The following is a 19756-nucleotide window of genomic DNA, read 5'->3' on the forward strand; positions in this document are numbered from 1 at the left end:
GGCGAGCGCGAGATCGCGGTCCGGTAGGCCGATGAGCGAGACCACCGATCAATCCGCCGCGGAGCTGCGCGGCTTGCTCCGGTTCGCGCAGGGCCTCGGCCTGGACGAGGAGACCGTACGGGAGATCTACGAGGCCGTCGGACGTGAGGCCATGGCGACAGGCGCTAGCGATGACGACCGCATGGCCGAAGTTCGGAAGCAGATGCTCACGGCGGTCATCTGAGGGGCGCGATCAGACGCCGCAACGGAAAAGCTCTCGTATGAGTTGCTGACGGCGATCGGGTCGCAATCAAGTTGCCCCGCCGCGTCGCAACGCAGAGCATGAACCCATGGACGACCCAAGTGTATCGCCGAAGCGGGTAACCAAGGAGGACGTTATTGTCGGCCTGCGCATCCAGACCATGCGCAAGTCCAGGGGCCTCTCGCAAACTGCGCTCGGCGTCGCCATCGGCGTGACGTTCCAGCAGATCCAGAAATATGAGAACGGCACGAACCGCGTCGGCGCCGGCCGGCTGAGTGTCATCGCTCGGGTACTTGGGGTGCCGGTCTCCGTCTTTTTTGAGGAAGGGGATAACGCCGCCGCACAGGAGAAGACAGAAGCGTTCGGCTTTCTGCGTGTCCCGGGCGCCATCGATCTGCTGAACGCCTTCATCACGATTGAGAATGACCAGCTACGCCGCGAGGTTCTGGCCCTCGTTCGCAGCGCCTCTCGCATGGAGCAGGATCAGGGCGCCTGATCCAGTAGGGCTACGAGTTCACGGCCCCGGCGAACGTCGAGAGGACGGAGATCCCCTCAGCTCGGGTCACGAAGCCATGCGAGGTGAACCGATACGACCGCATGGCCGAGGTGCGGAAGCGGATGCTCACGGCGGCGAAGGGTGCCTGAAACTAAAAACACTGCTGCGGCTGAGCCGGGCGAGGAGGCGCCTGATTGAGAACGGGCTCGACGTAGGCGGTAGATGATGGGCTGCGATCAGTGAAGGCGAGCGTTCAAGCGCCGCCCCATCTCCATTCCGATCTCCTTCAAAAGCTCCTGCATCGCCTCGTGGATGTGAGGCGTCTCGGCCGGATCAATGATTTGCGCGGCTTCAGTGCAGAGCCTGAAGATGGCGACGAGGGGGTCCGTTTCGTTTCCGGCCCCACCGGGGTCAGATGCTTGGGCCAACGATGCAATTCCCGCGTAAGAGGATGTGCCGCAAATCGGCCGCTAGCTTGAGTTGGCAACACCGCCATGGTGCAACTAATTGTTAGGATGGGTTGCCTCATCCCGGCGCAGCCCCTCCAAACGGAAGCGACCCCGTCCGCCACCAATCGCCGATGTAGGGCCGGGTGCGCTCGATCGCCGGGCCAATGTCTGGCCGGGTGGCGATGATGACGCCCAGGACGCGATTAAACCCCCGCGCGCCCTAGATGCGACGGGATGACCAAACAACTCGTCAAACGTCGTGTCATCATGGCTCTGCTGAGCGGCGTGTGCTGTGGGCTCATCGCCCTCGGCACTCTTTGGCTGCTGTGGCCGCAGCAGATTGCGCCAATCCCTCCCGTTGCCGTCGCGCTGGCAGGCGTTCTTGGATCGGCGGGCGGCGCGTTCGGCGCACTAATAGCGCTGAGCCAGACCAGATCGGAGCAAAGCCGGCAGGAGTGAAGTGCACTGGTGAGACACGTTACGGCGAGTCCTGCTCCACGCACGGCGACCGCATCACCTCCTCCGGCGTCTCTCGAGCGAACGTCGTCAGCAGTCCGATGGTGATCTCTGAGCGGGCGTGCGGCCGGTTACCCGGATCGGTAACTACCGGGCTGATGCGCGTGCTCGGCCAGATGAACAGGCAGGCATGTGCATCCTTCAGCCAGAGTTCGACGTCGGCGCAGGGCGACGGGACGGTGGAGCGCCGTGGGCCAAGTCCATCCGGCAATGCGAGCATCAGGCTCCGGATGTGGTTCCCACATCAGCCTTCGCCGGCCATTTCCGGCGCCGATGCGGCAGGCCGGAGGAACAGGCGATTCTCGACCGGCGCTCCGAATAGCTCGGCGCCACCATGGGATAGTCTGCCGGCAAGCCATAGCGGGCGCGGTAGCTGTCTGGATCTAGCCCATGCCGACGAAGGTGCCGCTTCAGCATCATGTACGGCGCGCCGTCGATAAACGAGATCAATCCCTTGGGCGAAATCGATCGCCGGATTTGTCTAGCCGTTGGCCCCTGAACCTTCGGCGCCGCATGAGATTCCGGTTTCGCCTTCAATCCAGCAAGCGCCGAGTATATTCCCTGAATAAGGCCAGGCAAATCTGCCGCATCTAACGTATGGTTTCGTACATAGGTCGAAGCAATCATGATCGTTAGATTGACAGGCTCAGCCGAAGCGATGGACGAATATGAGTTTCTAATCAAAGCTGCACTCCAGCTTTATTGTAATCGCCAAATATAACCTTAAATAAATAGGTCATACATTATCTATCCCCCAAACGGGGTAGGGTGTCCTCCGTCGAAAGGAAGCAGGCTCACTTCTCGAACAGCCAGATCGGCACGCAATCCGGCGGAGTGCCTGCGGGCCGGCGATCAACGACGATGGAGCCGCCGATGCGGTCGAGGTGGATTTCGCGCTCGCACAGGGCGATGCAGCGGCGCGGGTACCGGCGGCGGCTCATGAGGGGCCAAACCGTCAAGCGTGACGCTCTTCGGCGCCAGCCGGCCTTACGGCTTCCGCTCGATCTGGAAGTTCACCACGTTCTGCGCCCGCGTGATCGGCCAGTAGTGCCGTTGGAGCGGGTTGCAGGCGTATTTCGGGGCGGTAGACCGTAACGAAAAACCCCGCCGCGGCTGAGCCGGGCGGGGCAAGTCATTTTCTTCAAGCCCGCTGGTGATCAGCCATCAGGTTGGCCGATGCCCGCAGTCGGGTAGTTCTGCAGATATGACTCCGTATCGAGTCGTGCCTAAGCGTGTTTTCACTATCGGCAGCTGGGTATGAGTTGATAGAGGACTCCTATGTCTAGCTGAGCCAAGAGGCGCATTGCCATGAAAGCGATACCCCTTTCCGTAATTTTTCTGCTGGTTCCTGGATCGGTATTTGCTCAGGAAATTGTCGAGAAAGACATAACGTGGAATAAACCAGAAATATACCTTGGGCATAGAGAGTCTTGCTTGAAGTATGCAGCGAGCAAGAATGCAGCGATGATCTCCGCTGAGCTAATTGAAGACTTGGGCGCATCGGTCAAAGTAAGATGCCGGCTGACGCGGTGAGATCGCGGCGCTGTGAAATCGGGCTTGGCTGATGTGAGGCGTCACGATCATGGCGCAGCTAATGCGGCCCACGCTCCACGCACGGCGCCCGAACTACTTCCTCCGGCGTCTCCCGAGCGAACGTCGTCAGCGGCCCGATGGTGATCTCACGACGCGCATGCTGACGCCGGTCCGGCTCGATCACGACACGGAGTTCCGCCGTCGCAGCTGTCGTAATGCGGCAATCGGGAACAGCGGATGGGCGCCGGTGAATACGTCGAGTATCGCAGCAGCACATGAGTGCCACCATGGACCGCTTCCGCCTCATCGCCTTACTCGCGGTAATTCTGTTCGCTGTGACCGCGGTTGGGGCCCTAGTGATCCACATGACCAGTGACACCAGCAGCACCAGCAGGGATACGGCCGGCATACCTGCCTCACCTCCCTGTGATCCCCCTGAAGGCCGCAAAAGCCCACCTCCGCCCGAGTGTCCTCAGGTAGCCCCGCCTACTGCGCGCACACCTTGAAATCGGCCCACGGCTCATCGGGGCCAGCAGCACCCGATGAAAAAGCAGGCGCAGGTGTCCTTGGCCGGCTTTCCGCTCGCGAGCATGCCGGTCAGGGTGATCGCGATGAAGCAGGGGCTCACGACCGATCCCGCTCGTGATGGGCCCGGTTCTCGATCGCCTGCTCGCGCTCGATCAGCCCCAGGATCTCGGTCTGCCGCTTCGTCTCCTCTCGGATGATGCGGAGGCATTCCGCCATCCGGCCGATATCCTCGGTTTGGCGGCGGGCGAGGTCGCGCAGTTCGCGCATCAGGTCGACTGCCTCGCGGGGCCCCTGCAGGAAGGGCGGCGGCACGTCGGCGATGCCGACCGGAGCCGGCGGTGGTAGGTGGTCGCGATCGCCTTTCGCCCGAGTCACCATCCAGCCGATCAGCATCATGGTGCAGCCGCCGACGAAGATCTGGAGAAACTGCTGGGTCGCGATCACGTCTTTGAGAAAGGTGAGCCAATCCATCAGCCCCGAACCTCCTCAAGTGCCGCCAGTGCCTTGCCGATCCGGCTCTTGCGCGACACGCTGTCCAGTACGGCGATGTAGACGGAAATGGCCTCGAACCCGGCCAGCGTGCCGAACACCGGGATGACGAAGCTCGGTGCGTGTGCCACATTGAAGGCATCATAGATTAAGGCCATGGCGAACTGGCCCATGATGAGGCAGCCGACACCCGCGCCGGCGGCCCGCGCATAGGCGCCTTTCGGCCCGACGCGGACGTTGTTGATGTAGCCATTCAGGAAGAGCGCCATCACCCGCACGCTCCCGGCGCAACCGAAAAGCAGCGCCATGTTGGCCTCGCTGAACCCCATCTCTGCGATCGGCTTCAGCGCGTTTCGCTCCATCGTGTCGCCCGGCATGGCGAGGGTGAAGGCGATCAGCACCATCATCGTCGCCAGCACCATTCGAACAGGCGATAGGTGCTGTACGGGCCGGCGGAGTGCATGGGCAGGAGCGGCCGGCGCGCTCCCCCGTTTGAGCCGGGCATGCGCCCCTCCTGCCTATCGCCGGGTCATCTCGTCCATGCGTCGCAGCTCGTCGGCGTCCGCCGTGCCGTCGGCCACCTGCTCCTGCGCCGGGACGAGCACAGCCGCCTCGCTGGCGTGGTCGTCCAGGTCGAGCTTGCGGAAGATCCGGGCCGCGATGCCGTCCGCGCCGCCGGCCGCCTTGATGACCGCAGGCGGGGCCGTGTCGATGACGTACTGCGTGCCCTTGGCGATCACCGGCACTGCCACGTTGACCGAGAGCGTCTTGCCCTTGGCCGCTCCGTTCACGGCGTCGAGGCCGAAGTCGACGGCCGCCTCGAGCATCATCTCGACCCGCCGCTGCGACAGGAACAGGGCCGCCCACGGGTAGACCTTGCGGATGGCCTGGATGATGTAGGCCGCGATGATCGGCAGGAGGATGGTGAGGATCGGCTCGCGCAGAGACACCGCCAGCGCGACGAGCCAATCGCCCCAGGGCAGGATCACGGCCTTGTCGCCGATGGTCCCGAGTTCGGCGGCGATTGACGCGCCGGTCATGGCGACGAAGACGCCGAACGCCGACACGGCCAAACCGAGCCGCGCCCGACGCATGGAGATAGCGGCATCGAACAGGGAGACGGTGCCGCCGACCAGAGAGATCGTTCCACCACTTCGGGATGGGCCTGGCACCAGTTCGAAGGCCAGGGCGGGAGACGCGACACAGGCGAGCGCCAGCGCCGCGAGCAGAAGCACACGGGTCATGGTGATGGTTCTGATGTGGAGATGCGCGGCGGGCCCGGCTGGCTCGGGCAATACTATCGAAGTACCTCTAAGGAGCAGCTTGAGCGCTCCAGGGGCAATCGGCACGAATGACCGCGCCTGCAGATGCTCGCCGCGTCATTGCAGGCGCAGACAGTGGGCTGGTGTTGAAGGGGCGCTCTGATGGGGCAACACCGGCCCACTGATCTTGGGCCTTGCTCAGGCGTGACCACCTTGGTGCCTGATCGAGGTAAGCCGCACGCTCGGCTTGAACGCCTGCTGGTCGCGTTCCATTAATTTCTGTCGTTGCGCCGTGGTCTCCTCCGACACCCGCGGTACACGGCCGGCGGGTCGGTGCCGCCCCCCCCTCTTCAGTACCGGCCCGCTGTTCTACGCCTCGCTAAGCCGAATCAGGGGCGTGACAGCCAGGCAAGGGCACGACCAGCGCGGGGGGATATTGCTCAACCAGATATTGCGGATTGCGCTTATGTGCCGAGTTGTCCGAGCGCATAAGTTGTTCCTGCTGCGCTGACCCTGTCTGGCCAGCAGTTGGCGGGCTGTCATTCCCCCGATCGGTGGTCCGCCATACTCACGCTTCGCTCACACCTGAGCGCGCCCCGGCGATCGTGCTGTTCGCCGTGCGCGAAATCCGCGACGGCGCGCTCACCGGCTGCCCAGGATACGATGGCGTCATGCACAAGCGGGAGGTTGAATCGCTATGTACAGAGCCCTGACGTAACCGGCACCATTCTAAGAACTTGAGAACATGTGCTCTGCTCGCTGAACGGGGTCGAACATGCTCCAGTGGCCCCGCAAGGGCTTCGAAGCTCATTGGAAGCAGAAGCGGGGGAGTGAACTTTTGACCCCTTGCAGACCCTCAAGCCTGCCGGCCGAGACGTCCGCTTGGTAGGAAGAAGCGGACCTTTGAGCGGCGGTCACGACATCAGCATGTTGTGGCCCATTAATGCGGTCGATGCCGAGTGCCCGGGTGCGTTAAACAGAGCGATCTGCGACACTGAAATCAGTAGAGCTTCGATGCCTCCATGCGAGCGGAGGAAACCCGTAATTTCGCGTATGAAGCAGGAATCTCTCAGGCGCCGCTAACGAGTGTTGCCGGAGGGACCTTCAGCTTACGCCTTGTTGCCCACGAAAGCGCCTTGCTAATTTCTTCGGCTGAGTAGGGCTTCCGCACGAGCTCGAAGCCGTGGCCATCGTCCTGGGCTAGGACGTGGCTGTAGCCAGTGGTGAGGATCACCGGCAGCTCCGGATGGAGCTCCCGCAGCCGCTTGGCCAATTCGATTCCGCCCATACCGGGCATGACAACGTCCGAGAACACCGCATCAAATCGGAAGGGCACCGCCTCGATCTCAGCGAGTGCCGCCTCGCCCGATTGCGCGAGCACCGTGCCGTAGCCTAGGTCATGCAGGATCTGCGCGCAGAAACGACCGACTTCGACGTTATCCTCCACTACCAGGACGCACTTGTCGGCCATCTCAATGGCCGGCCCTTCCGGTTCCGGATCGCCCATCGTTCCGTTCCCCTCAGCGTCGGCCTGGGGGAGGTAGAGCGTGAACGTGGTGCCTCGCCCAACCACGCTCGTCACGTCGACGTCGCCCCCGGACTGCTTGGTGAAGCCGATGACCTGGCTTAGGCCGATCCCGGTGCCCTTGCCGACCTCCTTCGTGGTGAAAAAGGGTTCGAAGACTTGCGTGAGGTGCTCCCGCGCAATGCCAGAGCCGGTATCTGTAACCTCAACCGAGACGAAGGGCGTCGCCGAGCCTGCATGCCCGCGGATCGCCGGCATGGCTCGGCCGCAGGCTAGGCGGATCGTCAGTGCGCCCTCACCCTCCATTGCGTCACGTGCATTTACCGCGAGGTTGACCAGGGCCGTCTCAAACTGGCTCGCGTCCGCCCGTACGTAACAAGGGTCGCTAGGCAGGTGCGTAACGATGCGGACGCGCGCGCCGGTGAGGGAATCGAGCATCTCGGCAATCGCGCGGATACGTGCCCCAGCGTCGAATACCTCTGGCCTGAGCGCCTGTCGCCGCGCGAAGGCCAGCAGTTGCCCGGTCAGCTTCGCGGCCCGCGTCACCGTGTCTGAAACCGCATCCATGTAGCGGCGCCTGCGCTCCTCCGGCAGGTCGGGGCGGCGCAGGAACTCGACAGAAGAGCGGATAATGGTCAACAAATTATTGAAGTCATGCGCGACCCCCCCGGTCAACTGGCCGATGGCCTCCATCTTCTGCGACTGCACCAGCGCGTCTTGGGCAGCCGTGAGTTCGCGCGTCCGCTCCGCAACGCGCCGTTCCAGGGCTTCGTTCATGTCCTGGAGGGTGTCACGCAGCTTCCGTTCAGTTGCCGCACGCCGGTCGATGCTGTGCGCCAGACGTATGGTCAGGCCGGCGAGCCAGAGCACCAGGAGGATGACTAGGACGGCCATCCCGGTCTCGGCCTCGATGTAGCCGGCGCGGAACCCCTGGAGCACCAGCCACCCAAGGATAAGGGGTGCGAGCACTACGGATGGGAGGAGGTGTCGCGTCAGGGTCGCGGCATCGCCACCCCCAAGCACCGCTGCTACCCATGGTCGGCTGGGTCGGCTGAGAATGATGCCGGCGGAGAGAATGCCCAGGGTGATGGCGGTAACGAGCGCCATTCGGGAGAAGGGGCCGCTCTGGTGGAGCACGCCTAGACCGTAGCCATAGCCGAGGAGGCCGACGGCGGCGACGACAAAGCCGAACACGGCTGCGAGCCCCCCGAGGCGTCGCAGCCATCTGTTTTCAAGGTCTTGGAGGAGGAGCCCCATGGCGGAGCCCAGGATACCGGCTGCCGAGGCGAGGGCCATGCCGCTGCTCGGCTTGAGCGGACCAAATAGCAGGCGCTGGGCCTGGTTGATCCGCCCCCACTGAAGTGGTCCGCCCTGAGGTATGGCTTTTGAGCCAGATGAGGACGGACAGATGGGAACGAAGCGGCACAAGCCGGAAGACGTGGTCGCCAAGCTGCGGCAGGTGGATGTTCTGGTCTCGCAGGGCCAGAGCGTGGCGGAGGCGATCCGGGCCATCGGCGTGACGGAAGTGACCTACTACCGCTGGCGCAAGGAGTACGGCGGCCTGAAGAGCGATCAGGTTCGACGGATGAAGGACCTGGAGGTTGAGAACCAGCGGCTGCGCAAGGCGATTGCGGATCTCACCCTCGACAAGCTGATCCTGCAGGAGGCCGCTCGGGGAAACTGACCAGCCCCGCGCGCCGACGCGCCTGCATCGCGCATGTCATGAACGTCCTAGACGTCTCCGAGCGCCGCGCCTGTCGGGCGCTCGGGCAGCATCGCTCGACGCAGCGCAAGGTGCCGCGGGGAAGAGAGGATGAGGCCGCGCTGACAGCCGACCTCGTGGAACTGGCTCGCCAGTACGGGCGCTACGGCTACCGGAAGATCGGTGCATTGCTGAAGGCGGCGGGCTGGTTCGTCAACGACAAGCGGGTCGAACGGATCTGGCGGCGCGAGGGGCTGAAGGTCCCGTCTCGGCAGCCCAAGCGCGGCCGCATCTGGGACGGGGATGGTTCCTGCCTGCGATTGCGGGCGGAGCGTCGCGATCACGTCTGGTCCTACGACTTTGTCGAAGCCCGCACGCACGAGGGCCGCAAGTTCCGGATGCTGAACGTGGTCGATGAGTTCACGCGGGAGTGCCTAGCGATCCGCGTCGCACGCAAGCTGAAGGCGGCGGACGTGATCGACGTGCTGTCCGACCTGTTCATCCTGCGCGGCGTGCCCAGCCATATCCGCTCGGACAACGGTCCGGAGTTCATCGCCAAGTCCGTGCAGGCCTGGATCACCGGTGTCGGCGCCAGAACAGCCTACATCGCACCCGGCTCGCCATGGGAGAACGGTTACGTCGAGAGCTTCAACGCACGACTACGGGACGAGCTTTTGAACGGTGAGATCTTCTACACGCTCAAGGAGGCGCAGATCGTGATCGAGAGTTGGCGTCTACACTACAACAGCGTGCGCCCGCACGCCTCGCTCGGCTACCGACCACCGGCCCCGGAGGTGTTCGTGCCGGCCTTCACCGCTTGGCCGGCTGCGCTCACTCGGTCGGCTCCGCCGGCCAAGCGACCCGTGGAGCAAAGGCCGACCCTGCACTAACTTAGAACTTGGACCACCGCGTGGGGGCCGATCACGGCTCAGCGTCGGCTGGCGTGACGAGAAGCAGAACAGGAAGCCAGAACCAGGAACGCATTCCGTCACTCTATCACGCCGTTGCACGTCACCCCAATCATCTTGATCTGCCAGACACGCCTGCAGGTGTCTGCATAGGAGAGCGCACTTCTACGAACGGCTTGAAGTCCAAAGCGTCGGTTCTGCGATGGGCCTGAGCAGGCCGCTAAGCGCCGCCGCGGCCTGCCGCACGACCGGATTCGTCGGGTGGCGCCCTATGAGATCAACCCGCACGCTGCTTGCTCAGCAAAGCGCGCGGCCTTGATGCTGGACCGTCTGCAGGAATTTCAGCCTTAACGCCCCGCTTACCATCAGCCGCGAGACTGCACGCGGCCAGTGAGCACGAGGAAGGCATGACCGACACCACGGACACGGTAGGCGTCGCAGGCGAGCGAATCCGCTCCATCATCGAACGCGTCGAGCGCATCGAAGAGGAGATCAAGGATTTGATGGAGGCCAAGAAGGAGATTTTCGCCGAGGCCAAGGGCGAAGGCCTCGATGTGAAGGTGCTCAAGGAGATCTTGAAGCTTCGCAAGCAGGACAAGGACGAGCGCGACGAGCAGGAGAGCCTGATGGAGGTTTACCTGCGCGCCATGGATGCTCCTGCGCCGGTGGCCCGAGCAGCCTGACGCTTCCAGGTGGGTGGCAGCCCTTCCGCTGCAGCCCGCCGAAATTCTAGCCAGCAGAAGCGACCGCCTCATACAACTATGTTCGCGTCGTAGTGTTGCGCTACGGCGGGTGCCGTGAAAGTGCTGCCTTTGTAAGGAGCAAATCACTATGGAAGACAGCACATCGCCCGATCTGCTGACGATGACGGCAGATATCGTCGCCGCCTTCGTCAGCAACAACTCCGTTCCAGCAAGCGAACTGCCGAACCTGCTCGTTCAGGTGCATGGTGCGTTTGCGAGCCTGTTGGCGACATCCTCTGCCGAAGCCGGTAGTGAGATCGAGAAGCCGACGCCGGCGCAGATCAAGAAATCGATCACGCCGGACGCGCTGATCTCGTTCGTCGATGGCAAGCCGTATCGCACCCTAAAGCGGCATCTCACCGTGCATGGTCTCTCGGTTGACGAGTACCGCACCCGCTATGGATTGCCGAGTGACTATCCCTCAGTGTCCGCGAACTACTCAGCGACTCGCTCGGCATTGGCTAAACAGCTTGGCCTGGGCAATCAGCGCAAGAAAGTCGAGCCGGCGCCTGCGCCCGAGCCTGAGCCAACGCCGGCCTCTAAGTCGAAGCGTGCTGGTCGGCCTCGCAAAGTCGCCGAACCAGCCTAAGACCTAACGTGAGACAGGGCTCGGCGGCTGATGGAATGCCGAGCCCGAGCAGAACGTCAGGGCGGTTGCTGCTCAGTGTCCTTTACCGCCGGGTCGTCCTCTTCCGGCACGTCAGCTTGCGGCTGCGGGGGGGGGGCGGAGCGGGAGCACGCCGAACTGCCGAGGCGGTGAGATCGCGAATGGGACGAGGAGACGCCCGCGACAGGTGCCCGGTAGAATCGGCTTCCCAAGCTGCGACCCTGACGACGCGCTGAAGGTCGCGCTTCCCCCTCAGCTTCGCGTCAGACGGACCCAGCCCGATCAGGGGCGAGGGGGAAAGCATGTTCGGGGCAAAAGTTTTTGTGGTCCTCGCAGACGTCGTCGGTGCCATCGCATTCATGCTGTCGGGGCGACCAGCTTCGGACCGCTTCCTGCCATGGTGAGGCTGCGGCACGACCCGGAGAATCAACATTAACGGATCGCTAGCCACATCCGAACAGGGCGCTGAAGTTGGTACTCTGATAGGCGTTAGGCTGGTCTAGAGGCTCTCGTAAATGAAGCGTTGGCCATTGGCGGTGTGGGATGCCAGCCAGTCTGCCCCATGCATCATGTCGCAACTGCCGGCCGCCCAACGGTCGCAGATCGAGGAGGGCGAGAAGTCAAAGCTCTTGGCCGAAAGTTGGTCGGCGCCCGCTTGGTAGATGAGGTGCAGCAGTGTGACTGCTGGTCCATCCGGATCGAGTTGTTGGCGCAGAGCGTACTCTCGCCGGAGGCCCGCAATGGCACGCCGGCCTGCGCTGGCAAAAATAAGATCGTTCGCCCGCTCCAGCACTGCATCCAGCGAAGCCGGACGGGGTGCGCGTGGGCTGAACAGGTCCGATGCGATGCAGAGGAGATCGCGCTCTGGCTCGGTCACAAACAGTGGATCGAGGGGCAAGTTGTTCGTGAAGCCCGCGTCGCACAGGAGGCGACCCTCCACCTCGACTGGGGCGAACGCAGGAAGAATGGCAGTGCTCGCCAGGATGTGCTCGGGCCGGATGGTCTCACGGGTGGTGTCGAAATAGATTTCCTCGCCGGTCTCAACATCGATGCAGCCCACTGTCAGGCGTGTGTCACCCCGGTTCAGCCGGTCGAAGTCGACGAGCCGCTTCAGGGTGCCTAGCAGGGGGGGGTGGTCGAACAGAGCGACATCGTTCGGCATCCACGGTAGGGTGGACCACATTCCGGGAAAGCGGTGCTGGAAGATATTCGGCCGCCCCTGAGTCAGCGTTAGGAGAGCGTGCAGGGCGTTGTAGTACTGACGCGGCTTCAGCAAGCCTGTGACGCTGGGACCGGTGTGCTGCGTCGCCTCATCCCAGAACTGCCGGAGCTTCGCGACCCGTTCCTCGGCAGCGTTGCCGACTATGATGGCCGCCGTCACGGCACCGATTGAGGCACCAACGACCCAGTCTGGGCGGATGCCCCGTTCGTGCAGAACCTCGTAGGCTCCCGCATGGTAGGCGCCGAGCGCGTTGCCTCCAGCGAGGACGAGCGCGGTATCGCGTGCCCGAAATGGGCCCAGTGCAGACCAAGGGAGTTTGTTCAAGGAAGATGTCAATTGAGGATGTGACCCGATCGGTAGGGTGCGAGTATCTCTGTAACGTCGAAGTCCCGAGCGTTCGAGGGCAACCCATTGGATTGCGTAAGCTTCTATTTCTGCGCAGCGGGATTGGTAAGAGCATCAAGCTTGGCACCTGCGACACACTCAATCATGAATGTAGGCCGCAGATCCGCTCCGAGATTGTCATAGTTCGCTTTGTCTACGCATTGCTTTTGCCAACGAGCCTCACCGGCGGGTGCGTTAGCGGTGGCAGACTTTTCCTGAGCAACCGCCGTTGATGGTGTGCACGCAGCCAGGGCAACGAGAAAAAGAGCACATTTGATATTCATCGTGTCCTACCAGAGAAGATAGCTTTCTCTTTAGGAAGCCTAAGAATGCGCCTCTAGTTCAATTTTGAAGGATTTTATTTGAATCTAATGATTTTAGCAATTGAAAATTAGGCTCAGAGCTTGACCGGAGCCGCGGCAAATATCGGCATTGCCAATCCGATCAGCGGCCAGATGGTCACGATTCGCGTGCCTGCCCCACAGCCGCGCTGATCCAGTCATATTGTCCCCGCCCGAGCCACGGCGATGATCGTTTTCCCCTTTCTATCGCCTGCTGATTGCGGTCGGGCTCGTGCTGTCGAGCGCGGCGGCCACCTGGCGTGCAAGGAGGCAGAGATCTCCGAGCAGAGCTGCGCGATGAGTGCCTACGGCAGGAAATTCTTCTACTCATTGAGGGAAGCGCAGATCGTGATCGGGCTGTGGCAAAACACCTGCAACCGCGTCCGGCCGCATTCGTCGCTGGGCTATCGGCCGCCGGCGCCCGTCACCTTCCCAGATCTGGCCTTCCGGCTACCCATGGCTGCTGCCTTGCAGTAGCCTCTTGTAACTTGATCCCAACCTCGCCGGGTATGCTCCTCGGCGCGGTGGCGGGTGGGAGACCGTTAGCCTCTGGGGCCACCAAGCCCGCAAGTGAGCCAGGGTCCTCGCCCGCCGTTCCATCGAACCCGAAATGTCGCTTGGGCCGCTCAACGCGAAGCCCGCTTGCGCAAGGATGGGATCAGATGGACGCTCCTGTTGTCGGGATCGACGTGGCCCGTGACCGCCTCGATATTCACGTTCATCCCTCTAGAGCGAACTTCGCCGTTGACCGTACGACCGAGGGCGTGGAGCAGCTGTGCGAACGCCTCCGGCCCCTGAAGCCGAAGCTCGTCGTCCTGGAGGCAACCGGCGGTTTGGAAGCCATGGTGGCACGTGCTCTCACCACCTGGAGGCTGCCAGCCGTGATCGTGAACCCAGCACAGGTCCGTGCTTTCGCTCACGCCTTGGGCCAACGCGCCAAGACCGACCGCATCGACGCCACCGTGATCGCCCCGTTCGCGGCGGCCACCAACCCACCCGTTCGCGCTCGGGCCGATGCCGAAACTCAGGCCTTGGCTGATCTCGTCACAAGACACCGTCAGATCGTAGGACTGATCGCGTCCGAGCGGCAGCGAGCGAGCCAAGTGTCCGCGTCGAAGCCGTTCGGCAGAGCGAGGCCGCGCTGCGAGCGCACGAGGTCGGCGAAGGCCCAGACCGCCTCGCGCTCTGCCTGCTCGACCCATGCAACGCCGTCCCAGACCGGGATGATACGGGTGGCATCGACCCAGATCTCGGAAAAGGCGGTGACGGTCAGGCCTTTGCCCGCCCGCACCCGCATGACGATCTCGGTGGTGTTCGGCCGTATCCGGACGTCGTCTTCGATCGCCGCCATCTCGTCCCACGAGGCGGTGTTCTTCTGCTCGAACCCGACCGCCTCGGGATACATGTTCTGCGGCCGCACCTTAAAGGCGCCGCTCTTCGGCAGGCGGAAGTAGGCCGAGCGGCGCAGCGGCGTGGTGGTCAGCGCGGTCGCGCCCTCGCTGGAGCGCCACAGGTCGAAGATTGGCCCGACCGGCTCGCCCGTGGTCGGGTTGATCTCCTGCCCCTGGAACACGACGCCGGCCACGGTCGGCGCCTGCCGTCCCTGCGAGGTCATCCGGTAGATCGCCGGATAGGTCCACGACATCTGTGCCGCATCGGCGGTGACGCCCTGCGGGGTCAGCCGGAACCACGGCGTCCGCTCGTGATTGCCGCCCGGGCGCGGCATCTCCTGCCCGCCGACCGACGGCGAGGAGATGACGTCGCCCGGCGCGATGGCCGAGGGCTGGCCGTACAGGAATTCGACCTGCGTCCCGAACGTGCCATCCGTCGAGTTGAACGGCGCCTGGATGCCGCCACCCTCAAGCCAGAACGCCGCCTCGCCGACATGCACGGCGTGGATCTGGAACCGGCCGATCCCAAGCGTCATGCGGTTGGTCAGCGCCATCGTGTCGCCGTCGTATGTGATGAAATCCTTTTGGCTGAGCGGTGGGGTGGTCCAGCACCGGCCGTAGAGCAGCGGCTTGCGCGCGCCGGGCTTCGGGATATTGCCGCCGCCGGTGACGCTAAAGAAGCTGCGCTCGGTCTTCTTCTTGGCCGCAGCCGAGGCCTGAGCGGCGTCGCAGAGGGCGACACCGCCGATGACGAGGCCCGCCTGCACGGCGCCCGCCGACACCGCGATGCCGGCTCCACCCATCGCAGGTGCGAGTGCGGGCGCGGCGTAGGGTGCCACGGCAATCAGCGCGATCGACGCGATGGCAAGACCGATGGAGGCGATCCCGCCGCGGCCCGGCACGATGGTGACGAGCACCACGCCGTCCGGCCCGACCAGCGTGCGCCGCCGGTCCGCGCGCAGCCGCACCGCCCCGTCCGTCGGTCGCAGGAAGGTCTCGCCCTTCCGGTGCACCGAAATGATGAACCGGCGGCCGGGCGGCGGCTTATGGCGGGCGACGATCGTGGAGAGCCGACGACGGCGCCGATCAGGCAACTGCACGGGCTCGCCGCGGGTCTGCCCGGCGATGTTCGCGGTGACGACGAGGGTCATTAAGACTCGATGACGAAATTTATGCGGGGCGAGGACACTTGTGCTCGTCACGCGGCCCGTTCACCATCTGAGTAAGAAAACTTACTGATGGAAAAGCCGATGCCGCAGATGACTTTGGATGCGCTGACTTTGGATCTGCTGCGGGACAGCGCCGCGGTTGTGCTCTTTAAAACGAGCGACGATTACGTTGCGGGCAAGTTGCGGCACACCGAAATAAGAATACAGGTGCCAATTGGAGCGCCGGGCGATCAAACCGAAGCTGACCTGAGGCAGGTTGGGATCGGCGCTGCGAAGGCCGCACTTCGCGAGGCACTTGAGACACTCGAAAGCATGACCCCAGAGCAGCAGCAAGGGCAGGATTGATCTGCAAGGCGCCCAACTTGCGGACATGCTGTGAGAAGGATGCGGGCCGGGGAGCCTTGTGCGGCTCACCCGGCCCGTTCACCATCGGAGGTACCAACCAACCCGATGGGAACTCTGATTGTATCCATTCATACAAAACGAGTGGTTACTGCATCTATCGATGCAGAAATCTCGAATTATGCGCATTAAATTAGAGTTAGGAGCGCTATATTTAATTGGGCAAACCTGACCTGACCGGTATTTTTGACCGGGCCAGATGGGAGGCTACTGCACGGTAGTTGCCATGGGTAGCCGGTAGGCCAGATCCGGGAAGCTGACAGGCGCGGGCGGCCGGTAGCCCAGCGACGAATGCGGCCGGACACGGTTGTAGGTGTTCTGCCATAGGCCAATCACGACCTGTGCTTCTCTCAGCGAGTAGAAGATCTCCTGGCGTAGGCGCTCGTCACGGTAGCTTTGCTCGGAGACCTCCGCCTCCTTGCACGCGACGGCGATGCTCTTGCCTTGCGCCGTCTGTACCTCGATCTGGCGCAGCATCAGCACGACCTGCTCCGCGCTCGGCCTCCGTCCTCGCTTCATTCCCAACTCCTCTGATCCAGGCTGATCCTCTCAATCAGCCCAGTCCAAAGCCAGCCGGTCAGGTCATCGGTCCAGTTGCTCGGGAATGCGGCCAGAGGAGCCGTGATAGACGGAGCAGCACATGACGAAGATCATCACGGCAGCACTGGCGCTTGCCGTCATGACCGGTTCTGCGATGGCTCAGCAGAACGGTGGAAACGCCGGCAATCCGAACAACGCCGGCGGCGGCAACACAAGCTCTGCTGGCAGTGGCGGATCGGGCCGCTAACCGGCCGGATCGAAAAAGCCCCGCAGCGGGCCGCCCGCTCGGGGCGGGGCGTCGCCGACCCCCGCGGTGAAGTAATGGCGGCGGTCGGCATCAAACCGACGACCTCTGAGCATGAAACTGCCCGACCGCCTTGGCCGACCAACGGGGGCGCTAGTGGCTGGATGACCTGCATGGCATACGGGGGGCATGACCAATTAAGTGCCTCACCCCCCTATTCTATCACTATCGAACCGCTGAAGAAGCCCGACGGCCAGTTCGGATGGGCCCTCAGGAAGCACGGTAAGCCGACCGAGAGGTCCGACCGTTCGTTCCCCACCGAGGCCAAGGCGTTCGAGAACGCGTTGAGAGCCGTTGAGAAAGATCAGGCTGGGTTCGGGAGCCGATAGGCTTCTGAGAGCTGTATAGCGGCACAGACCGCAAGCCCGCAGCCAGCCTCACTTCTGCGGTGAAACTGCCTCAGTCGCGGGGGGCATGTTGTTCTTCACGAGGTACTTCACACCGCGATCGAACGAGGTGTCGTTGTTGCCGCGAATGTCTACACTATAAGCTTGCTCGGGCGTGTCAGCCTTCAGATCCTTCACGTAGACGTTGATATTGAGGATCAAGTTGGAGACCTTCTGGATCTCGCCAGTGATCGCGACGTCCGCCTTGAGTTTGCGCGCAAAATCTTCGGCGCATCCGCCGCACTTGCGCAGGTCGGAACTCTTCTCGACCTCAGCCCTCACGGGATCCGTGGACACGATCTGATAGCGACCGCTCTCCTGTAGCTGCTGACGTAGCAGATCGGTGAGGGGGCCGAGGCGGGCTTGGTCCTCATCAGTTGGAGTTTGGGCGCCGAGGTTCGCAAGCTGGAAGTCGAAAACGGCAGCTTTGGGTGGCTCGGCATGTGCAGCCGTGGACACGATCAGTACTGCCGAGACTGCCACCAAAAATTGATGTGGGTTCATGTATATTCCTCCTAAGATTTCTTGTCTCATGAAGGAACGCGTGAACAGGAGATAGGTCGCAGCGAGGGTGCCGAGGCGTGGCGCGAGCGTGGTGAGGCGGGGCATGCCGATGCTCAGTCCCCACCCCCTCCGCCGCCACCGCTATCCCCGCCGGAGCAGGATGACCCGCTGTCCGAGTAGGACGAGGAGCCGGAGCAGTGCGACGAGGTCGAGTGATCCGACGCGCCATAGCTTGGCGAGATCGGGCTGAGCGGGCTCAGGATCATGCCGGATGGCGAGGCGGGGTTCATCTGGCTGTCGTTCGCTGCCGACCGGGGCGCGCCAGGCGCGTCGAGAAGACGGGCGCGGCGCAGGCGGTTCTCCCGCTCCTCTCTGCGACGGCGCTCTTCCTCGCGGCGCTTGCGGCCGAAGATGTCGAACAACGGCTGGTCTCCGTAAAACCGATCAGCGCCCTATATCCCCTAGCTCTGCGCCTTCTCATGAACGCGCAGAATAGGAGTACTCCGTTGCGCAAAGCCATTTTCGTCATTGCTGGCCTGTTGCTGGCACCTGCAGCCTCAGCAGCACCGTTTGCCGTCCCATCAGCACCTGAAGCCGTCTCTCCTGTCGAGAACGTCCAATACGGATATGGCGGTGGTTATGGCCGTCCTCACGGCTACCGCGGTGGAGGCTATGGTCGTGGGTTCGGAGGATACGGTCCGCGTCCGAGGTTCTACGGTCGGGGCGGATATGGGGGTCGGCACTTCGGCGGTCCTGGCCGCGGCTTCCGCGGCGGGTATGGACGTCAATTCCGCTGAGGCGGTCGCAGACTGCGTCTTAATACCGGCACGACGAGTCGGGGGCTACGGTCCCCGACCAGCCGTATAGGTTTGGGGGCGCCAGGCCCCCGGGGTTCGAGGTAGGGCCGGCCCTCTTCACCCGAGGCATGAACCGCAGTGTAGCGGCTCCCAGACCACTTGGAGCTCGACGCCCCATCAAAGAGGGGACTGTTCGCCTGCTAGAGGGAACTTGGCAGCCCAGGATCACCTTGCTCCGACACCTACCAACCTCACCAAGGAGATCGCAGATGCTGCGGCATGCCCCGCTTGGGCTCGGTTTGATGACGATCCTGTTCGCCCAGGCAGCGGCTGCTCAGGGCAAGCCCGATACCCCGCCCAAGAGCGCGTCGATGCCGTCTGTGGAATTGAAGATCACCAAGCAGGACGGGAAGGCCGTCTGCTCTCCCACCGAACTCCGCCTTGCAGCGAACTCGAACGTGACGATCAACATCATCAGTCAGTCCGACTCGCCGGTGATGCTCACGTCACTGAACCAGTTCAAGAACGATCAGATCCTGCACCATGATGGCGATCTGGCCCATGCCGCCAGCGGCGACGGATACACGGTCAAGCAGAACGGCAAGGGCGTACTGAAACTGAGGACGCTTGCGGCAGGCGAGCAGGAGTACGGGTGCGCCAGCATCAACAATCAGAAGGAAGTCTTCCGTGGCAAGTTGATCCTGAGCCCGCCGTCCGAGTGAGGTTGATTTCGGTGGCTGCGGTCCGATGATTGAGGGCCGCGGCCCCTTCTCCTGCTCAATGAATAACTCCGCAACGGGGGTCATCCGCTCGGGCACATCTTTCCAATCGTAAGAAGCGGCAGGGCCTATGGCGGCCTCACATCCGTTCTCGCGCTAGACCCGTCCATATTGTTCTGCAGTCAGCGCGAGTTGAATAAAGGTTTTTGAATGTCAGGTGTCAAGCCATCGCACCGGTGCGTCCACGATAAACTTGCTAAATCAGCCAGGATCGCTCGATGATGGTCAGGTCGCGCTGTCGTCACCCGTCGCAACAGTAACGCCATCACGATCCATCACGGTGAACATGACGGTCGAGGGAGGTCGTCCCAACTTGGCGATATGATCAGCAGCGGCTTCCTTGGCGTCTGCACACGTGTCGAAACTCTCGGGCAGCGCATAGATCGGCAGACCATCCTCGGACGATGGTGGATCGGCCAGCGTGATTTCCACTGTGTAAGGCATCGCTCACCATGGCAGGCGCAGTTGCTGGCCCCAAGGCTGGGCCAGCCTGCGAAGACTTCAACATGACCCGCTGCCTCTTGGTAAAGTGGGTGAG

Annotated in this window: 21 protein-coding genes and 4 pseudogenes; 12 read left to right on the plus strand and 13 right to left on the minus strand. The window is 63.0% G+C overall.

What is annotated here, in order from left to right; genetic code table 11:
- Positions 1 to 31: 31 nt before the first annotated feature.
- The 3 genes from MSPGM_RS06010 to MSPGM_RS06020 all read left to right on the plus strand — a co-directional run bounded on the left by MSPGM_RS06010 (position 32) and on the right by MSPGM_RS06020 (position 1645).
- Positions 32 to 223, plus strand: coding sequence for a hypothetical protein (locus MSPGM_RS06010; RefSeq protein WP_082289888.1), 192 nt, complete (start codon positions 32 to 34; stop codon positions 221 to 223).
- 106 nt (positions 224 to 329) lie between these two features.
- A complete protein-coding gene (locus MSPGM_RS06015; RefSeq protein ID WP_261926199.1) occupies positions 330 to 737 on the plus strand; it encodes a helix-turn-helix domain-containing protein in 408 nt (135 codons plus the stop codon).
- A gap of 683 nt (positions 738 to 1420) precedes the next feature.
- Positions 1421 to 1645: a hypothetical protein gene (locus MSPGM_RS06020; RefSeq protein ID WP_128089884.1), complete on the plus strand. Its 225-nt coding sequence runs from the start codon at positions 1421 to 1423 to the stop codon at positions 1643 to 1645.
- Positions 1646 to 1664: 19 nt separating this feature from the next.
- Here the strand turns inward: MSPGM_RS06020 and MSPGM_RS06025 are convergent, their stop codons facing one another.
- The 7 genes and pseudogenes from MSPGM_RS06025 to MSPGM_RS06055 all read right to left on the minus strand — a co-directional run.
- Positions 1665 to 1922, minus strand: coding sequence for a hypothetical protein (locus MSPGM_RS06025; protein WP_253389211.1), 258 nt, complete (start codon positions 1920 to 1922; stop codon positions 1665 to 1667).
- On the minus strand, positions 1922 to 2386 hold the full coding sequence (locus MSPGM_RS06030) for a MucR family transcriptional regulator (protein ID WP_261926200.1): 465 nt from the start codon (positions 2384 to 2386) through the stop codon (positions 1922 to 1924). Before MSPGM_RS06030 ends, MSPGM_RS06025 begins: the two co-directional genes overlap by 1 nt.
- A 110-nt stretch (positions 2387 to 2496) precedes the next feature.
- The gene (locus MSPGM_RS06035; RefSeq protein WP_209688671.1) at positions 2497 to 2643 is read right to left on the minus strand and encodes a hypothetical protein; all 147 of its coding nucleotides are present in this window, start codon (positions 2641 to 2643) and stop codon (positions 2497 to 2499) included.
- Positions 2644 to 3859: 1216 nt separating this feature from the next.
- Positions 3860 to 4234: a hypothetical protein gene (locus tag MSPGM_RS06040; RefSeq protein ID WP_082289895.1), complete on the minus strand. Its 375-nt coding sequence runs from the start codon at positions 4232 to 4234 to the stop codon at positions 3860 to 3862.
- Positions 4234 to 4656, minus strand: coding sequence for a hypothetical protein (locus MSPGM_RS06045; protein WP_261926201.1), 423 nt, complete (start codon positions 4654 to 4656; stop codon positions 4234 to 4236). Before MSPGM_RS06045 ends, MSPGM_RS06040 begins: the two co-directional genes overlap by 1 nt.
- Before the next feature lie 114 nt (positions 4657 to 4770).
- Entirely contained in the window at positions 4771 to 5496 is a 726-nt protein-coding gene (locus MSPGM_RS06050) for a hypothetical protein (protein WP_253389208.1), read from the minus strand.
- 1087 nt (positions 5497 to 6583) lie between these two features.
- Positions 6584 to 8377 (minus strand): annotated as a pseudogene (locus tag MSPGM_RS06055) (ATP-binding protein); the annotation flags it as partial.
- A gap of 70 nt (positions 8378 to 8447) precedes the next feature.
- Here MSPGM_RS06055 and MSPGM_RS06060 point away from each other — a divergent pair.
- The 3 genes from MSPGM_RS06060 (at position 8448) to MSPGM_RS06070 (ending at position 10981) form a co-directional block, all read left to right on the plus strand.
- Positions 8448 to 9631 (plus strand): IS3-like element ISMex5 family transposase gene (locus tag MSPGM_RS06060; RefSeq protein WP_209688052.1). Its coding sequence is split into 2 segments (ribosomal slippage): positions 8448 to 8712 and positions 8712 to 9631, totalling 1185 coding nucleotides; the frame shifts between segments, so codons are not numbered across the junction.
- Positions 9632 to 10056: 425 nt separating this feature from the next.
- Positions 10057 to 10332: a DUF2312 domain-containing protein gene (locus MSPGM_RS06065; RefSeq protein WP_209688665.1), complete on the plus strand. Its 276-nt coding sequence runs from the start codon at positions 10057 to 10059 to the stop codon at positions 10330 to 10332.
- A 148-nt stretch (positions 10333 to 10480) separates the two neighbouring features.
- Positions 10481 to 10981, plus strand: a complete 501-nt coding sequence (locus MSPGM_RS06070) for a MucR family transcriptional regulator (RefSeq protein ID WP_082291596.1) — start codon at positions 10481 to 10483, stop codon at positions 10979 to 10981.
- 517 nt (positions 10982 to 11498) lie between these two features.
- On the opposite strand, the gene MSPGM_RS06075 is transcribed toward MSPGM_RS06070, so the two are convergent.
- Positions 11499 to 12545 carry a patatin-like phospholipase family protein gene (locus MSPGM_RS06075; protein WP_253389205.1) on the minus strand — a complete coding sequence of 349 codons (1047 nt, stop codon included), beginning with the start codon at positions 12543 to 12545 and terminating at the stop codon, positions 11499 to 11501.
- A gap of 688 nt (positions 12546 to 13233) precedes the next feature.
- Between MSPGM_RS06075 and MSPGM_RS06080 the strand changes: the two are divergent.
- Both MSPGM_RS06080 and MSPGM_RS06085 read left to right on the plus strand, forming a co-directional pair.
- Positions 13234 to 13423 (plus strand): annotated as a pseudogene (locus tag MSPGM_RS06080) (integrase core domain-containing protein); the annotation flags it as partial.
- A 185-nt stretch (positions 13424 to 13608) separates the two neighbouring features.
- Positions 13609 to 14049, plus strand: a pseudogene (locus tag MSPGM_RS06085) (transposase); the annotation flags it as partial.
- Here MSPGM_RS06085 and MSPGM_RS06090 read toward each other — a convergent pair.
- On the minus strand, positions 14004 to 15488 hold the full coding sequence (locus tag MSPGM_RS06090; protein ID WP_261926202.1) for a hypothetical protein: 1485 nt from the start codon (positions 15486 to 15488) through the stop codon (positions 14004 to 14006). The pseudogene MSPGM_RS06085 and the gene MSPGM_RS06090 sit on opposite strands and share 46 nt — an antisense overlap.
- A gap of 87 nt (positions 15489 to 15575) precedes the next feature.
- Between MSPGM_RS06090 and MSPGM_RS06095 the strand changes: the two genes are divergently transcribed.
- Entirely contained in the window at positions 15576 to 15851 is a 276-nt protein-coding gene (locus tag MSPGM_RS06095; RefSeq protein WP_245265661.1) for a hypothetical protein, read from the plus strand.
- A gap of 264 nt (positions 15852 to 16115) precedes the next feature.
- Here MSPGM_RS06095 and MSPGM_RS06100 read toward each other — a convergent pair.
- Positions 16116 to 16301: pseudogene (locus MSPGM_RS06100) on the minus strand (integrase core domain-containing protein); the annotation flags it as partial.
- Between the two features lie 247 nt (positions 16302 to 16548).
- Here MSPGM_RS06100 and MSPGM_RS06105 point away from each other — a divergent pair.
- Both MSPGM_RS06105 and MSPGM_RS25465 read left to right on the plus strand, forming a co-directional pair.
- Positions 16549 to 16695 carry a hypothetical protein gene (locus tag MSPGM_RS06105; protein WP_165618071.1) on the plus strand — a complete coding sequence of 49 codons (147 nt, stop codon included), beginning with the start codon at positions 16549 to 16551 and terminating at the stop codon, positions 16693 to 16695.
- Positions 16696 to 16865: 170 nt separating this feature from the next.
- Positions 16866 to 17081, plus strand: a complete 216-nt coding sequence (locus MSPGM_RS25465) for a hypothetical protein (protein ID WP_003605606.1) — start codon at positions 16866 to 16868, stop codon at positions 17079 to 17081.
- 48 nt (positions 17082 to 17129) lie between these two features.
- Here the strand turns inward: MSPGM_RS25465 and MSPGM_RS06110 are convergent, their stop codons facing one another.
- Together MSPGM_RS06110 and MSPGM_RS06115 are read right to left on the minus strand one after the other, a co-directional pair.
- On the minus strand, positions 17130 to 17642 hold the full coding sequence (locus MSPGM_RS06110; RefSeq protein ID WP_003605604.1) for a DUF3280 domain-containing protein: 513 nt from the start codon (positions 17640 to 17642) through the stop codon (positions 17130 to 17132).
- Between the two features lie 113 nt (positions 17643 to 17755).
- Positions 17756 to 18064 carry a hypothetical protein gene (locus MSPGM_RS06115; protein WP_043708039.1) on the minus strand — a complete coding sequence of 103 codons (309 nt, stop codon included), beginning with the start codon at positions 18062 to 18064 and terminating at the stop codon, positions 17756 to 17758.
- A 644-nt stretch (positions 18065 to 18708) separates the two neighbouring features.
- Here MSPGM_RS06115 and MSPGM_RS06120 point away from each other — a divergent pair.
- Entirely contained in the window at positions 18709 to 19161 is a 453-nt protein-coding gene (locus tag MSPGM_RS06120) for a hypothetical protein (protein ID WP_003605601.1), read from the plus strand.
- A gap of 282 nt (positions 19162 to 19443) precedes the next feature.
- Here the strand turns inward: MSPGM_RS06120 and MSPGM_RS06125 are convergent, their stop codons facing one another.
- A complete protein-coding gene (locus MSPGM_RS06125; RefSeq protein WP_245265676.1) occupies positions 19444 to 19650 on the minus strand; it encodes a hypothetical protein in 207 nt (68 codons plus the stop codon).
- Positions 19651 to 19756 lie beyond the last annotated feature (106 nt).

Origin of the sequence: Methylorubrum sp. GM97 (assembly GCF_024347855.1) — a bacterium.
In the GTDB taxonomy this organism is placed as follows: domain Bacteria; phylum Pseudomonadota; class Alphaproteobacteria; order Rhizobiales; family Beijerinckiaceae; genus Methylobacterium; species Methylobacterium extorquens.